The sequence below is a fragment of the Paenibacillus peoriae genome, assembly GCF_022531965.1.
GTDB lineage: Bacteria > Bacillota > Bacilli > Paenibacillales > Paenibacillaceae > Paenibacillus > Paenibacillus polymyxa_D.
Map to the genome: position 1 here is coordinate 3,754,985 of NZ_CP092831.1, position 16,147 is coordinate 3,771,131.

Sequence of the window (16,147 nt, forward strand, 5' to 3'; positions counted from 1 at the left end):
TCACCTCGCATAACGTGATAAATTTAGTAAAATGCCCAGAGCAGTTAGCATTAAGGTCAGAGAAGAACCTCCATAGCTGATTAAGGGCAGTGTTATTCCTGTCACCGGCATTAAACCGATAACGACACCAATATTAATGACGACCTGTACGGCAACCATTGCGACAATACCCACCGCAAGCAAACTACCATAGGTATCCGGAATGGTTATAGCGACACGCATTCCTCTCCACACGAGAACCAAAAAGAGCCCCAGCACCGTCATTCCACCGATAAAGCCAAGCTCCTCCGCCAAAATGGAAAAAATAAAATCAGTTTGCGGCTCAGGAACGTAGCTATATTTTTGTCGACTCATGCCGAGTCCCAAGCCCGCCAGCCCGCCAGGACCAATCGCATATAGCGATTGAATAATTTGATAGCCTGCGCCAAGCGGATCGGACCAAGGGTCCAGAAAAGCTGTGATGCGCTGGAGTCGATAAGGCGCAGCTGCAATCAGTGCAGCAAACCCCGCTGCTCCCGACAGAGCTAGCAGACCGAGATGCTTCATACGCGCGCCTGCCGTAAATACGATGAGCATGGACGCTCCCATCATTACCGTACCTGTGCCCAAATCGGGCTGGAGCATAATAAGCCCAAAAGCCAGTCCCATGAGTCCAAGCGGCGGCAACAGGCCGCGCGTAAAAGAGCTAATATCATAATCAGGACGACTGAGCCAACGAGCGAGAAAAAGAATCATACCCAGCTTCATAAACTCGGAAGGCTGAATGCCGAAAGAGCTAATACCGAGCCAGCTTCGTGCCCCGCCTCTTACTACACCAATGCCGGGAATTAATACGGCAACCAGCAGCGCTAGACAGATCAACAATACGACCTTGGCATATTTCTGCCAGACCCGGTAGTCCGTTCTGGCAGTAAAGTACATCGCTACTAGGCCGAGCCCCGCAAACAGCAATTGTCGCTTAACAAAATAGTAGGAGTCCCCGTACTCGTGAAAAGCGAGGACGGCGCCCGCACTATATACCATAACCATGCCGATGGCTAATAAGCTTACAATACAAACGAAAAGCCATAGATCCGGCGCTGGACGAGACTGCTTCATCAGGAGGCCACCCCTTGCATAAAAGTAGGGGCTTATCCAACCCCCCTACTTACAATTTATGCGCCGCCTCTTTAAAAATACGTCCACGCTCTTCATAGGATCGGAACATATCCCAGCTTGCACAGGCGGGTGAGAGTAATACCACATCTCCCGTCTCAGCAAATTCAGAAGCCTTGTTCACAGCCTCCACGAGCGTAGCGGCGGCATCCTCCCCATTATCGACGACCTTGACATGCTCTATTCCGGCCTGCTTGGCCCGCTCAGCCAGCTTATGCCGTGTCTCACCCAGGAGCACAACGGCTTTCACACCTTCCTGTAAAGAAGGTACGAGCTCTGTATAATCAGAGCCACGATCCAATCCTCCGGCAATGAGTACAATAGGCTGCTTAAAGGAAGATAAGGCCATCATCGTTGCTTTCGAATTGGTTGCTTTGGAATTATTGTAATAAGCTACACCAGCGTGTTCTAAAACATATTCAAGCCGATGTTCTACGCCGCGAAAAGTACTTAATGGTTCCGCCAAATTTGCTGGTTCTGCGCCTGCAGCAATGGCGATTGCGCAGGCAGCAAGAGCATTTTCTACGTTAAAACGACCCGGAAGTCCAATCTCAGCTATGCCTATAATGGGATGCAGCACACCATTTCCATCGCGGTATACGATGCTACGTTCAATATCGTCCGTCACATCCGGTATGTATGGCGGATCAGCGAACAACCCTTCCTGCAAACGTTCTGTCATAGAGAACGGAAGCAGCTTCGCTTTTATATAGGGTACCAGCTCCCGGCAGACGGGGTCGTCCCAGTTCACCACCGCAGTATCCGCCGCCGTTTGATTGGCAAATAGACGCGCCTTGGATGCAACGTAGTCCTCCATGCCTCCGTGGTAGTCCAAATGGGTCTCTGCTACATTGAGCAGGCAGGCCACAGCGGGCTTGAAATCCTTTGTTCCTTTTAACTGAAAGCTGCTCAGCTCCACAACCATCCACTCATCCGACTTGGCGTCCACAGCCGCCTCACATAAGGGCGTACCGATATTACCAGCCACGATTGGATTCATGCCGGATGCCTCCAACAGCTTGCCTACCCAAGTGGTCGTGGTCGTCTTTCCGTTGGAGCCAGTAATTCCGATGATCGGAGCTTTACATAGATGGTAGGCGACCTCAACCTCGGTCACAACCTCAATGCCGAGCTCGACAGCTTTCTGTACGGGAGGGGCCGTATAAGGAATGCCTGGATTTTTGACAACCAGCTTCACTCCATGATGAATCAACCCCTCTGGGTGACCCCCGCATAAAACGGAAATTCCCAAAGCCTCTAATTCAGAAGCTTCGGGACATTGTTCCCTATCTTTTTTATCATTGACTGTCAGCTTCGCTCCGGCCTGGTGCAGCACCTTGGCAACTTGCACGCCGCTTTTGGCCAGACCGATAATGACGACTTCCTGATCTCTGTATGCGTCTGGATGGTTCATTGGTCTACAACCCCTTGTTGAGATAAAGTCCGAGTCCTGCCAACAGCAGTCCTACAGCCCAGAATGTAATAACTACGCGCCATTCGGACCAGCCGGACAGCTCGAAATGATGATGAATCGGGCTCATTTTGAAAATACGCTTGCCACGTGTTTTAAAGGAAGCTACCTGCAAGACCACGGACAGCATTTCAATTACGAATACACCGCCGATAATGAGAAACAAAATTTCGCTTTTCGTAACGATGGCAATGGCACCTATGGCGCCGCCGATTCCCAGCGAGCCTGTGTCACCCATAAACACCTTGGCAGGATGAGCATTATATACTAGAAATCCTAGTACAGCGCCGATCATAGCTGCTGAGCATACTGCTGCCGGAAGCGAGGTTGCCTGAATCGCGACAATGGCATAAGCAGCAAAGGCAATGGCACTTGTACCGGACAGCAGCCCGTCCAGCCCATCCGTGAAATTGACAGCGTTGCTAATTGCCAGCATCATGATAATGATGAACGGATAATAGAACCAGCCGCCCCAATCAAATGACCATGACGTTCCAGGGATGCCGATCGCAGTACTATGATCATTGCTAAGCAGAAGCCAGCACATGATCGCGCCAAACAATAATTGTCCAAACAGCTTTTGACGCGCCGTCAGGCCTAACGAGCGTTTGAATACAATTTTGATATAGTCGTCCAAAAAGCCGATCAGCCCAAAGCCGAGCGTAGCAACCAGCAGAACGTAAAAGTCCGTATTTTTGATAGCTGAAAACTTAAGAAAGGTCAGCGTAAAAGCCACCAGAATCACGATACCGCCCATTGTAGGCGTACCTATCTTTTTAAGATGGCTTTGTGGCCCGTCATCCCGGACCTGCTGGCCAAATTTCATTCGCCGCAGCAGCGGAATGAGCAGTGGAGCGGCAATGACCGCCAGTATAAACGATACGACGATCGTCAGCAGTAATAATTGAATATCCATGGGAGTCTCCCTCTCGTCAACATCAGTTCTGTAGCGGACCGTTTTTCAGCGCATCCACAATTTCTTCTAGTCGCATCCCTCTGGATGCCTTAACCAGCACAATATCATTGGCGTGGAGATGAACCCGCAAATGCTGGATCAACTCTTGCTTATCTGTATAAGCGTGCACGTTAACAGCTGGCATCAACCCTTGCGCGCCCTGTGCAATCGAAGTGCCTAACGCACCGTAGGTAAACAGTACCTCTACGTCGTGCTTTGCCGCGAAAATTCCAATTTCCTCATGGAATTGCTTTTCCTCAGGTCCCAGCTCCAGCATGTCACCAAGTACGGCGACTTTACGTCCATCCGTTTTATACGCAGACAACGTCTGAATTGCAGCCTTCATTGAAGCCGGACTGGCATTATAAGCGTCGTTTAGCACAGTAAGTCCATTAGGACAGTTCACGACCTCAATACGCATGCCCGTCAGTTTTAAAGACGACAACCCTTTACGTATATGATCTGCATCGACATTGAAATGACGCGCTACCGCCAGTGCTGCCAAACCATTTACAACATTGTGCTGTCCAAGCAAGGGAAGTCGGAAAGCCTCTTTGCCAGATTGGGCTGTTATGAATAAGCTACCTTCTCCATCCGAAGTGATTTCAGTTGGATAGTCATCGTTGCCTGCAGCTAGCCCGAACGTAAATAATTTTAAACCTTCAGGCTTGACCGTTTCAGACTCCGCCAACACTTGTGAAAGCAGTGGTTCATCCCCGTTGTAGATCAGCAAACCACCGGGCTTAAGGCCACTTGTGATTTCCAACTTTGCACGAGCGATTTCCGCACGAGAACCAAGCTGCAGCAAGTGCGATTCGCCTATGTTCGTTATGATAGCTACATCTGGTTGGGCAATATTAGCCAGCAGACGAATCTCTCCACGTCCACTCATGCCCATCTCCAGAATGAGAATATCTGTATCCTGCGGCATGGACAGTACCGTTAAAGGCAAACCGATATGATTGTTATAATTTCCTTCGGTTTTGTGTACTTTAAAAGTCGTGCCCAGCAGAGCGTTTACGATGTCTTTCGTTGTCGTCTTGCCGTTGCTTCCCGTGATCCCAACGACAGAAACGCCAGTCTCGCGTAAGTATGCAGCTGCTAGATGCTGAAGGGCTTCTAACGTATCCTCTACCTCAATAGCGTTCTCAGCCGGAGGTACGCCATGATCCTTTTGCCATAAAAATGCAGCTGCACCTGCCTCACTTACGATCTGCTGCACATAATTATGCCCATCAAATCGTTCGCCCACGAGTGGAACAAACAACCCTTGGCTCTGCGGCCTGCGAGAATCTGTAAAAACGCCTTCGACTATCTGTTCGGCGTCCGCTTCTCCGTGAAGTGTTCCTTCACACATAGATGCAATCTGACCGGTTGTTCTTTTCATCACTTGGATAAACCCCTTATCGCTTCTTTGGCTACGATGCGGTCATCGAATTCATGCACCGTTTTTCCGATCAACTGGTAAGTCTCATGACCTTTTCCCGCAATCAATACTACATCGTCAGGGCTTGCCATTTCAACAGCTTTATGAATTGCAGTTCTGCGATCCACGATCAATTCGTATCGTTCTGCGGGTATACCTTCATCAATCAGCCCTTGTTCGATGTCTTTCAAAATCACTTTCGGGTCCTCTGTTCGCGGATTGTCGGAAGTAATAAACGAATGATCACTGTAACGCGCAGCAATTTTCCCCATCAACGGACGTTTCGTACGATCCCGGTCACCGCCGCATCCAAATACACACCATACTTTACCGACCGCAAATTCCTTTACGGTGCGAAGGACATTTTCCAATCCGTCCGGTGTATGGGCATAGTCTACAATAACAGCAAAGGGCTGACCCGCATCTACAGGCTCTACCCGCCCATCTACGCCTGCGATAGACTCTAGACTCCTCTTGATATCCGCCAGCGAAATTCCCTCCAGCAGAGCTGCGGTAATGGCCGCCAGTGCGTTGTACACATTGAACTTGCCCACCATTCGAAGCTCAATATCGGTATCTCCTTTAAAAGTGGACACATGGAAGAAGGTTCCCTTGGCACCAATAGTGATACGAGATGCCTGCACATCAGATTCCTTTTCCACGCCGTATGTAATCACTTGGGCCGCAGTTTGAGCCTGCAAATAGGAAGAAGCCGGATCGTCTGCATTCAGAACAGCATATTTGCTATCTGATGCATCGCGCGAGAAAGCATTTCCCAACCTAGAGAACAAAAGTCCTTTTGCAGCACGGTACTCCTCCATTGTGTTGTGGTAGTCCAGGTGGTCCTGCGTCAGGTTTGTAAATATAGCTGTGCGAAAATCAGTTCCCTTGACGCGACCCTGCTCCAACGCATGTGAGGATACTTCCATGACACAGCATTGAACCCCCTGCTCTGCCATATTTCCCAGATAACGTTGAAGTTCCACCGCTTCGGGCGTAGTGCCAGACATTGGATAAGACTGACCACCGTAACGCATTTGAATCGTACCAATCAGTCCGGTGTTCACCCCGGCGTCCTTCATGATCTTTTCAATCAGATAAGTTATCGTTGTTTTACCGTTGGTTCCGGTTATGCCGATCATGCGCATGCGTCGGCTCGGTGAATCAAACATATAATCCGCCAAAACCGCCATGGCATGTCGTGCATCCTTAACTACAAGCTGCGGAACAGGTACATCCAGTTCCCGTTCAACGACCAAAGCTGCCGCTCCGGACGCAATTGCCTGCTCAGCATAGTCATGTCCGTCCACTGTAAAACCTGGCAGACACAGAAATAAATCTCCCGGTTGCACTCGACGTGAATCCGCCCCGATTCCTCGGCAATCCACTGTACCGTCACCCACGACACGGGAGACGGCCAGCAGTGAAGCCAATTGTTGAAGCTGCATCTTTCATTCCTCCATTGCTCTCTCGTTATTCATAGTATGGTATAAAATGAACCTATCAATCCCCCATGTAAATACGGATCGTTGATCCCCGCTCCAATCTGGAGCCCGGCTTCGGCGCCTGACTCACGACCGTCTTGCCTGACCCGGATTTTACGAGCATAAAGTTCATATTCATATCTTCGTACAAATCAGCTGCAGTAGCACCTACCAGATCAGGTACCGTTTCGATCGGATTTTCTCCATACTTGTACTCTTTGGCAATTTGATTGGTGCGAGGTGGTATTTTTAAGGCAATCAGCGCGTCCTTTAAAATATTTTGCACGATTGGCGCAGCAACAACCCCGCCGAATTGAATGCCCTTCGGGTTATCGACAGCGGTATAGACGACGATTTGCGGATCATCTGCCGGTGCAAAACCAATAAAGGATACAATATGCTCCGAGGAAGAATAACGCCCGTTAATCACCTTTTGTGCTGTCCCCGTTTTACCTCCCACCCGGTAGCCTTCAATAAAAGCAGGACGACCTGTACCTTTAGCAACGACACTTTCCAGCGCTTCCCTTACCTGTCGGGAGGTGTCCTCTGAAATGACCCTACGTACCAGTTCTGGTTCTACTTTTTCCAGCACTTTTCCGGTTCCCGGCTGAACCCAACCTTTTGTAATGTGAGGCTTGTAAAGATTACCGCCATTGATTGCCGCTGATACAGCCGTAACCTGCTGGATCGGGGTGACAGACACCCCTTGACCAAAAGCGGTCGTCGCCAGTTCTACAGGACCTACCTGAGGTAGCTTGAACAAAATGCCGTTGCCCTCACCAATCATGTCGATCCCCGTTTTGCTGCCGAAGCCAAAATTGCGAATGTACTTGAACAGTGTTTCTTTGCCTAACCGCTGCCCCAATGTTACAAAACCAGGGTTGCAAGAATTCTCCACCACTTGAAGGAAAGTTTGGCTCCCATGTCCGCCTTTCTTCCAGCAACGCAGGCGTGCTCCACCGACTTCAATATATCCCGGATCAAAAAAACGGTCATTTTTGAGATTGACCTTCTTTTCTTCCAAGGCAGCCGCCAATGTAATAATTTTAAAAGTAGACCCAGGTTCATATGTCATCCAGATAGGCAGATTTCGATTGTAGATTTCAGGCGCATATTGCTTGTATAGCGCTGGCTCATAGCTTGGTCGTCCAGCCATGCCTAATATTTCACCCGTCTTGGGGTTCATAGCTATAGACAACGCGGACTTCGCCTGAAATTTGACCATGGCTTGGTCAAGCTCCCGCTCCATAATGGACTGCACAGACTTATCAATGGTTAATTGTAAATTCAGTCCATCCTTCGGTTCAATGTATTTTTCGGAAGAACCTGGCATCAGACGACCACCTGCATCTGATAAATATGCAATACTTCCGTCAATTCCCCGAAGCTTACTGTTTTGCTGCTTCTCTACGCCTGTCAGCCCTTGATTATCAATTCCTGTAAACCCAAGAATATGAGCGGCTAGATCACCATAAGGATAATAACGTTTGTTGTCTTCAGCAACAACGATACCCGGCAGCTTCAAATCACGAATTTGCTGCGCTTTCTCCATCGTAATTTTTCGTCCGCCGGGCTGAAGTTTTTGGCTTGCTGTTCGTTTGGTAATCAGCTTGAGCACTTTATCCTCACTCATATCCAGCAAGGGCGCCAGCCTGCGTGCCGTTTCTTCCGGCTTCTTAATCTGTACTGGTATCGCCATGACTGTGGGCGAACTGACATTGTAGGTCAGCGCCGTACCCTGCCGATCCAAAATTTCGCCACGCTTGGCGGCAAATGGAATATTGCGGCGCCACGAATCCTCAGCCTTGGCCGAGAGCTCGCCTCCTTTACCCAATTGAACATAGGCGAGCCGGATCGACAAGGCCGCAAACAGTACAAATAATCCCATTAGCCCCCATACCAGCCTTCGCCGCATGGTCACGTTAGATTTTTTCAAACGCGCTCCCTCCGTTCCTCAAATACTCATGACATGTCTTACCTCATGAATATTCAAAAGAACGAACATTAGAACAAGCTATCAGTTATCCTCGCCTTTAATCTCAGCAGCACTTTTCTCATCTGCAACAGCCGATATTCCTCTCTTAGGAGCTCCCGCGTCTGTTCCAGCTTCGGCAGTAGTACCGGATTCGTTTTTATTATCGGCCTCCGTTTTTGTCGCGCTCCCAATCTGGTTAGCTGCAACTCCATTAGTCGAGTCCTGTGTTTCCTCCGGTTTCACTCCGGTCACCGTTTCTTTGGCCGGCTGAAGCATCACACTGACGATTCGCTTTCCATTTACCATTTGCGCCTTTTGAGAGACGACATAACCTTCGCCGCTTACCTGCACACCAACCCTCATAAGGGTTAGGACTTGAAGTGTGTCACGCAACGAAACACCTGTAAAATCAGGAATAGTCATGTTAGCACTATCCTCAGTCAGCAAGTAAATGCGTTGTCCGGGTTTCATTTTGACGCCTGCTTCAGGATACTGGCGAACAATTTTGGAGCCTTTGCCTACCGTTTCATAGGCAATCCCCTGTTTGAGCAATGCGTTTTGCGCATCCTTCTTCACCTGACCCGTTAATTGTGGTACCGTTGGCAAATTCACTGTTTTTACAACAGCACCACCTGATTTATTCGTTTTAGTTCCCGTTTTTGGAACACCCATATATTGCAACGATTGGGATACGATTTTTTTAAATACAGGCGCTGCTGCTGTACCGCCGCCTACCGATTTGTTAGGTTCGTCCATAACAACCAAAACAGCCATTTTCGGATCATTTACCGGTGCAAAACCTATAAAGGACACGACATCCTTCGAATGGTCATATACTTTTCCAACGACTTTCGTCGCTGTACCTGTTTTACCAGCTACACGATATCCGTCGATATAAGCAAGGCGTCCCGTACCAATTTCCTGGTCAGACACAACCTGCTCCAGATAGCTGCTTGTCTGAGCTGCAGATTCCTGAGTAATCACTTGGCGGATTTCCTTTGGCTGAATCGTCTGCACTTCGCCTGTATCTGGGTTTATAATTTCCTTTACCAGATGAGGCTGCATCAGCTTCCCCCCGTTAGCAATTGCCGAGATGGCAGCTACCTGCTGGATTGGCGTCACCTGGACACGTCCGTGTCCATATGAAGCCGTTGCGACCTCGGATTTGTACTGGGTATGGAATGTGATAGCTCCGGTAGACTCACTCGGAAGATCAATACCCGTTTTCACCCCGAAACCAAAGTTATTAATATATTTCTTCAGCCTTTCGCCACCCAACTTATCCAGCCCCAGATGGACAAAGCCGACGTTACTTGAACGCTTGACTCCCTGAAGATAAGTTAACGTTCCCCAGTTACGGCTTACGTCACGAATATCCCAGCCTCCGACCCGAATCATACCAGATTGGTAGGATTCATTCGGATTGAATACCTTTTCTTGAACCGCGGCAGCCAAAGTGACAATCTTAAACGTGGAGCCCGGCTCGTAGATGGACTGAGTAGCATTATTACGGAAATATTCCAAAGGTGTACTCCCATATGTATTGGGATTAAAATTCGGGTAGGTCGCCATACCGAGAACATCCATCGTTTTGGGATCAGCCGCTACCACAGTCATCGTTTTCGGATTGTATTTTGCTATAGCTTCCTGCATGGCATCCTCTATATAATACTGAATCGTATCGTCAATCGTCAGCTTTAAATTTTTACCATTTTGTGCCGGCTCATAGACACTTCCCGATCCTTGAAGAGGAACTCCCTTCCGATCCCGCTGATAGAGAAGCTTTCCAGCCGTCCCCGAGAGCTCTTTATTATAATAAGCTTCCAACCCCATACCTGCTGTGCCATCTTTTCTTTGATAGCCAAGAACATGGGAAGCCAGCTTATTTTCTGGATAATAGCGTTTGGATCCTTGAACAGTGTCCACAGCTCCAATTACTTGATACTTATCCTTCAAATACTCTTTGAACGTATCCACTTGTGCCTTGACCTCAGGATCTACCTTCCAGCCTCCATTGCGGATCTCGCGGTTTTTTAAGTAGTTCCCCGCTTTATCCTTTGCAGAAAGATGCCTTCTCAGCTCATCCTCAGGTGTTTTGAGTAATTGGTGTAGCTTAGCTACAACCTCATTCTCCAAATCATACTCCTGAATGATGGTAGGATTGACAACTACCGTATAAGCCGGTGCATCCGTAGCCAATACGTTTCCTTTACGGTCCGTAATGGTTCCACGCTTGGGCTGAATCACCTGATCTTTTTCCACTTGAGTAACTACCAGGTTATGCCAGTACTCCCCGCTCACAACTTGAATCCAAAATACCTTAAGTAGCAGAACAAGAAAAAAGAGGGTAATACATCCCCCTATCAGCAGTGTACGAAGCTTTATTCTTTTGACCATAGCTCAAACCTCTCTGCAAAAAAATGTACGTCAGAGCATAGCTTGATGCTATGCCCTTAACTATTTGGCAGCCTGCTTTTCCACACGAATGGGCTCTCTTGTTGGTTCGATATATCCCTGTTCCTTTGCAGTCGGCACGATCTGATTTTCCAGACGCTCTTTTTGAATCTTCAGTTGGGCGATATTGGTCTGTAATTTGGAAATGTCCTTGCTTGCCGTATTAATCGAATAATTGATTTGATAAATGTGAGCGTACCTGCCAATCAACATACCAGCAATGACAATGCACGCTACAAGTGTCAATAGATACAGCAGCTTTTCTCGAATCGGCAGCTCTCTGCGGCGTGTAACGACTTTGGTGGTCTCACGATACCGTTGTTGCTGAACCTGTTCCTGACGGGCTCTTTCTTTTACAGCCAAATTACCGCGTGTATAAGCCATGTCGCCTCTCCTTCTCCATTAAATTTACAATTTTTCGGCAACTCTCAGCTTCGCTGACCGGGACCGTGGATTAAGCTCCAATTCCTGCTCTGACGCTACAATCGGCTTACGGTTCACCAGCTTCAGATCGCCTATCATTTTGTCCTCCAAAATAGGCAAATCAGATGGATAGATGCTTTTCGCCAAATACTCCTTGAAAATATGCTTGCATATCCGATCCTCCAGAGAATGGAATGTAATGACCGAAATTCTGCCTCCTGGAGCCAGACATCTTATTGCCTGATGCAAAGTATCTTCCAGTGCACCCAACTCATCATTTACAGCAATCCGCAAAGCCTGGAAACTGCGTTTAGCCGGATGTCCCCCGGTTCTGCGTGCCGCAGCCGGAATTCCTTCTTTGATAATATCGACAAGTTCCCCTGTTGTGTGAATAGGCTTGTTCAATCGACGTTCAATCATGATCTTTGCGATCCGCCGTGAAAACTTCTCTTCTCCGTAATGAAACAAAATACGCGCAATCTCTGCTTCCGACCATTCATTGACAATTTCGTAAGCCGTAAGCGAGCTACTCTGATCCATCCGCATATCAAGCGGCGCATCATGATTGTAACTAAATCCCCGTTCCCCCTCATCGAACTGGGGCGAGGACACACCCAGATCGAACAAAATACCCTGGACCTGCGGGACGCCGTCTTTTTCGGGCAATCCCAATTCAGTCAGCTTGTCCTGCAAGTGGCGGAAGTTAGATTTCACTAATGAAATCTTTCCTTCATAGGCTGACAGCTTCTCTCGCGCATTGTTCAATGCCCAGTCGTCCTGATCAAAGGCAATAAGCCTTCCCTCAGGGCCAAGCTGTGATGCAATGACGGAACTGTGTCCTGCCCCTCCCAACGTGCAGTCCACATAAATCCCGTCCTGCCTGATGTTTAGTGCCTGTGTTGCTTCTTCTTTGAGTACGGTAATGTGGTGAAACAAACGGCTGACCTCCTAAATTACAATTCAAAGTTGAAATCAACCAATTTCTCAGCAATGTCATTAAATGCTTCCTCTGATTGGTTGAAATATTGCTCCCAAGTGTGCTTACTCCAAATCTCTACACGGGTGGACACTCCCAATACGACGCACTCTTTAGTAAGCTTGGCGTATTCGCACAAATTCCCCGGTAAATTTACCCTGCCCTGTTTGTCCAATTCGCATTCAGTCGCCCCCGAGAAAAAAAAACGGGTAAACGCCCGCGCATCGGCCTTCATCAGAGGCAGTGCTTTAAGTTTTTTCTCCATGACAGCCCACTCATCCATAGGATACACGAAGAGGCATTGGTCCAGCCCGCGGGTAACCACGAACGAGGCACCGAGAAGTTCACGAAACTTGGCCGGTACAGTAAGCCGACCCTTCTCATCAATGCTATGTTGGAACTCCCCCATAAACATTGGTTTCGTCACCCCTTACCCCATTCTCCCACTTTGGCCCACTTTCCACCACCTAAGCATAATAGATTCGCTTTAAAAAATCAAAGACCTCTTTTTCATTACCAAAAAGTGATAGAAGCTGGATCCATAGCATTATGTCTGTTATTGTAGCCCTGCGTCATAAGATACAAAAAAGCCCCTTATCCCATGAAGCCGGCACCCGACAATATGCATCAGGTTTCGAAACCACACGGAATAAAGGGCTTACTCTCTGTCCATTATGTCAACCTAAACAAACACTTGCATTAAAAACACAACACTTTTGCAGCGAAAATCGTGACGAAAAATCCGCTTACGCGTTCCAGCTGTCCAAATAGATCTTTTGGTCTTCAGTTAACGTGTCAATTTGAATTCCCAGACTATCAAGCTTGAATCGAGCTACCTGCTCATCAATTTCATAAGGTACATTGATAACGGCCTTACCAAGCTCATTATAACGATCATTCACGTATTTCAAGCCAAGCGCCTGAAGCGCAAATGTCGTATCCATAATTTCTGCTGGATGACCATCGGCGGCAGCTAGATTCACAAGGCGTCCTTCTGCCAGCAAATACATTTTACGTCCATCTTTAAAGCGATATTCCTCAATATTACGACGCACCGTACGAATGGATTCGGAACGTTTAGCAAGCTCAGGCTTACTAACCTCCACATCAAAATGCCCTGCGTTACACAGCACAGCCCCATCCTTCATCACATCAAAGTGTTCCCCTGTAATTACAGCCTTGTTACCAGTTACTGTAATAAAGAAATCACCCAGTTTGGCAGCCTCTACCATTGGTAACACATGGAAACCATCCATATGGGCTTCTACAGCCTTGATTGGATCAACTTCGGTTACAACAACGTTGGCTCCCAACCCTTTCGCACGCATTGCAACCCCTTTGCCACACCAGCCATAACCTACCACAACCACTGTACTTCCGGCTACAACCAGATTAGTCGTACGAATAATGCCGTCGAAAGCTGACTGTCCTGTACCATAGCGGTTGTCAAACAAATATTTGCAGTAAGCATCATTAACAGCCACCATCGGAAAGTGAAGTTGCCCTTCTTTTTCCAATGCCTTCAAACGAATAATGCCAGTAGTTGTCTCCTCTGCTCCCCCACGGATCGTAGAAATCAGATCAGGCCGTTCGGATTGCAACAGAGTAACCAAGTCACCACCATCATCTATAATGAGATCCGGCTTTGTTTCCAGTGCCTTGATTTGCAAATTTTTGAATTCTTCTGGGTCCGGATTGTATTTAGCTAATACTGTAACGCCATCTTCAACTAATGCGGCGCAAACATCATCTTGTGTGGACAATGGATTACTACCCGTAATAGTTACCTGCGCTCCACCTGCTTGTACCACTTTAGCCAAATAAGCCGTTTTGGCCTCCAGATGTAGACAGATGGTTACCTTCAAACCAGCAAAAGGCTGTTCTTGCTCGAATTGTTGACGTATACGGTTCAATACCGGCATATGTGCTTCTACCCAATCAATTTTCAAATGACCTTCAGGAGCCAATTTAAGATCGTGAACTATGCTATTTTGCAGAGAATGGGAAGTCATACTTTGTTTCCTCCTTCAAATTGGTTAAATTTTATTCCATGATAAATCCTATATAAAACAACAAATTATACATAAATAACACGATGCGTCCCCGTCAAATCCAATGGTACATTCATAATCGTATCCATCAGACTGAGACCATAACGATTCAGAAAATGATAGATCGTATACGCCCGCTCCTGCGGCTGTCCAAATGGGAAAAGCGACCATTCAATACGATCCCACTGGCGAAGTGCTGTTTCATTTTGTCGAAGCAACGCTTCCTGAACTTTTGCCTCCAGATAGGCGATCTGTGACAGAATCTTATCGCGGTTGGTTTCTCCAAGCCGTAGCAAACCTTTTTCAATCAAACCTGTCTGCTGCACAAGCGGTTCGTACATGCGGACAAAAGCTTCCTTTGCCCCGGAAAACTGATCCTGCATTCCAAGCTGGTCTTGAGTGGCAATCCATTGCTTTTTCCGTTCCTCAAGTCCGTCTCGAACTTGACCAAAACTTAATTCATACTTAAGCATATGCTTCTCCACACCTGACTCTACCAACGTAAAAGACATCCGTGGCAGCAGTATCGGCATCTGCATCTCCAACACCCCGAAAGCATCCCGTGTAATCGCCCAGTAAGCAATCTCTCCTAGACCCAGCACAGATGCCAGCACCGGAAACATTGAATCCTGCATTAGAGGACGAGTTAGCACATTATTACTAAAACGTTCGGGATGTCTATCTATCTCTTCAAGCAGTTCATCCACAGTAAACACCACCAGACCGTGTCGATCTGTGAATAGCCCAGCTTTTTTGAAAAGCAGCAAACGTTCATCTTCATGGATATAAAAGAGATTCGCGCCGCCTTCATGCACATCCGCTTGTAAATGATAGCCATAATCTACGATCCGCGTGGCAGTCGTCCGGTAAGCCTGCTCCAACTCATCATTGTGCTGAACCAGCCGCTTAAAAACGGATGCTTCCAGCTTGCGTAGCGAAGGATCTGCTGAATCCAAAAGTACTAATCCATAGCTGCCGAACAAAAGGCCCAGCAACTTGGCAAAGGCTTCACTCAGTCCATATGAGTCCGTTAATCCGTTCTCAATCATGCGCATTATATCAGCCTTATGTTCTGAATCTGGCAAGCTTTGCTCTATATCCGCTATCGCTTGCTTCCACTCAACAGTATCAACTTTAATCGCACTAACCGAAGAACGGCGTTCTAGTTGCTTATTCAGCTTGATTTTGACGGCTTGTGGGTCATTTGCCATTACGTATGTATGATTGACCTCATCCCAGTCATGATCTTCGCCAGCAATCCAGAAGACGGGGATAACCGGACGTCCAAGCCGTTCCTCAGCTTCTCTCGCTGCCTTAATAATTGTAGCGGCTTTGTAAATGACCAGCATCGGACCTGTGAACAGTCCGCTTTGCTGTCCGCCAGCTACTACTAAGGCATCTGGACTATCCAGACGGTCCAATGAAGCACGAACCGCCTCATGCGAATTGTATTTCTCATTGTATATACGAAGACATGCTACGACATCCTTACGGTTTAATCGCAGATGCCCCGTCTTATCCAGCCACTTCGCCCGTTGGGCATAAGCATCGGCGTGCAGCACATTATACTCATACAAATCGCTTGCGCGTCCCGTACCCTGTATATAATCTTCTGCCAAAGCCGACCCTCCGCGAAGCGTTTCCGGAATTATTTTCATGGGTCTGCCTCCTGTCTCCACCAAAACCTTACTGCTTGATTGTACCGAAAGCCCATGTCCACGTCAAAGCTTCCTACAAAAAAAACCGCCGAATAACTCGGCGGTTGTTGCATAAAACA

The 16,147-nt window shown here is 47.8% G+C and carries 12 protein-coding genes; all 12 read right to left on the reverse strand.

The features are described 5' to 3' along the window. Complete coding sequence (gene spoVE, locus MLD56_RS16640; RefSeq protein WP_029517754.1) at positions 1-1,098, reverse strand: stage V sporulation protein E; 1,098 nt, start codon at positions 1,096-1,098, stop codon at positions 1-3. A gap of 49 nt (positions 1,099-1,147) precedes the next feature. Next, on the reverse strand, positions 1,148-2,569 hold the full coding sequence (gene murD / locus MLD56_RS16645; RefSeq protein ID WP_029517755.1) for a UDP-N-acetylmuramoyl-L-alanine--D-glutamate ligase: 1,422 nt from the start codon (positions 2,567-2,569) through the stop codon (positions 1,148-1,150). Between the two features lie 4 nt (positions 2,570-2,573). Further along, entirely contained in the window at positions 2,574-3,542 is a 969-nt protein-coding gene (gene mraY / locus MLD56_RS16650; RefSeq protein WP_013311092.1) for a phospho-N-acetylmuramoyl-pentapeptide-transferase, read from the reverse strand. A 22-nt stretch (positions 3,543-3,564) separates the two neighbouring features. Continuing rightward, positions 3,565-4,968 (reverse strand): UDP-N-acetylmuramoyl-tripeptide--D-alanyl-D-alanine ligase, encoded by a 1,404-nt coding sequence (locus MLD56_RS16655; protein WP_029517756.1) that lies wholly within the window; start codon positions 4,966-4,968, stop codon positions 3,565-3,567. Next, positions 4,968-6,455, reverse strand: coding sequence for a UDP-N-acetylmuramoyl-L-alanyl-D-glutamate--2,6-diaminopimelate ligase (locus MLD56_RS16660; RefSeq protein ID WP_029517757.1), 1,488 nt, complete (start codon positions 6,453-6,455; stop codon positions 4,968-4,970). The genes MLD56_RS16655 and MLD56_RS16660 overlap by 1 nt, the downstream gene beginning before the upstream one ends. A gap of 55 nt (positions 6,456-6,510) precedes the next feature. Then, positions 6,511-8,427 carry a stage V sporulation protein D gene (locus tag MLD56_RS16665; RefSeq protein WP_025721601.1) on the reverse strand — a complete coding sequence of 639 codons (1,917 nt, stop codon included), beginning with the start codon at positions 8,425-8,427 and terminating at the stop codon, positions 6,511-6,513. A gap of 81 nt (positions 8,428-8,508) precedes the next feature. Continuing rightward, positions 8,509-10,863 carry a penicillin-binding transpeptidase domain-containing protein gene (locus tag MLD56_RS16670; protein WP_029517758.1) on the reverse strand — a complete coding sequence of 785 codons (2,355 nt, stop codon included), beginning with the start codon at positions 10,861-10,863 and terminating at the stop codon, positions 8,509-8,511. A gap of 60 nt (positions 10,864-10,923) precedes the next feature. Beyond that, complete coding sequence (locus tag MLD56_RS16675) at positions 10,924-11,304, reverse strand: type VI secretion system membrane subunit TssM (RefSeq protein ID WP_029517759.1); 381 nt, start codon at positions 11,302-11,304, stop codon at positions 10,924-10,926. Between the two features lie 24 nt (positions 11,305-11,328). Further along, positions 11,329-12,279, reverse strand: a complete 951-nt coding sequence (gene rsmH / locus MLD56_RS16680; RefSeq protein WP_023989455.1) for a 16S rRNA (cytosine(1402)-N(4))-methyltransferase RsmH — start codon at positions 12,277-12,279, stop codon at positions 11,329-11,331. A 17-nt stretch (positions 12,280-12,296) separates the two neighbouring features. After that, a complete protein-coding gene (gene mraZ / locus MLD56_RS16685; protein WP_013311099.1) occupies positions 12,297-12,734 on the reverse strand; it encodes a division/cell wall cluster transcriptional repressor MraZ in 438 nt (145 codons plus the stop codon). A 331-nt stretch (positions 12,735-13,065) separates the two neighbouring features. Continuing rightward, the gene (locus MLD56_RS16690; RefSeq protein WP_013311100.1) at positions 13,066-14,331 is read right to left on the reverse strand and encodes an adenosylhomocysteinase; all 1,266 of its coding nucleotides are present in this window, start codon (positions 14,329-14,331) and stop codon (positions 13,066-13,068) included. A 65-nt stretch (positions 14,332-14,396) separates the two neighbouring features. Further along, a complete protein-coding gene (gene bshC, locus MLD56_RS16695; protein ID WP_029517760.1) occupies positions 14,397-16,028 on the reverse strand; it encodes a bacillithiol biosynthesis cysteine-adding enzyme BshC in 1,632 nt (543 codons plus the stop codon). Between the last annotated feature and the right edge of the window lie 119 nt (positions 16,029-16,147).

Excerpts from the sequence above, each read along its gene's own strand:
- spoVE (WP_029517754.1), bottom strand. The coding sequence starts at position 1,098 with ATGAAGCAGTCTCGTCCAGCGCCGGATCTATGGCTTTTCGTTTGTATT.
- murD (WP_029517755.1), bottom strand. The coding sequence starts at position 2,569 with ATGAACCATCCAGACGCATACAGAGATCAGGAAGTCGTCATTATCGGT.
- mraY (WP_013311092.1), bottom strand. The coding sequence starts at position 3,542 with ATGGATATTCAATTATTACTGCTGACGATCGTCGTATCGTTTATACTG.
- MLD56_RS16655 (WP_029517756.1), bottom strand. The coding sequence starts at position 4,968 with ATGAAAAGAACAACCGGTCAGATTGCATCTATGTGTGAAGGAACACTT.
- MLD56_RS16660 (WP_029517757.1), bottom strand. The coding sequence starts at position 6,455 with ATGCAGCTTCAACAATTGGCTTCACTGCTGGCCGTCTCCCGTGTCGTG.
- MLD56_RS16670 (WP_029517758.1), bottom strand. The coding sequence starts at position 10,863 with ATGGTCAAAAGAATAAAGCTTCGTACACTGCTGATAGGGGGATGTATT.
- MLD56_RS16675 (WP_029517759.1), bottom strand. The coding sequence starts at position 11,304 with ATGGCTTATACACGCGGTAATTTGGCTGTAAAAGAAAGAGCCCGTCAG.
- mraZ (WP_013311099.1), bottom strand. The coding sequence starts at position 12,734 with ATGTTTATGGGGGAGTTCCAACATAGCATTGATGAGAAGGGTCGGCTT.
- MLD56_RS16690 (WP_013311100.1), bottom strand. The coding sequence starts at position 14,331 with ATGACTTCCCATTCTCTGCAAAATAGCATAGTTCACGATCTTAAATTG.
- bshC (WP_029517760.1), bottom strand. The coding sequence starts at position 16,028 with ATGAAAATAATTCCGGAAACGCTTCGCGGAGGGTCGGCTTTGGCAGAA.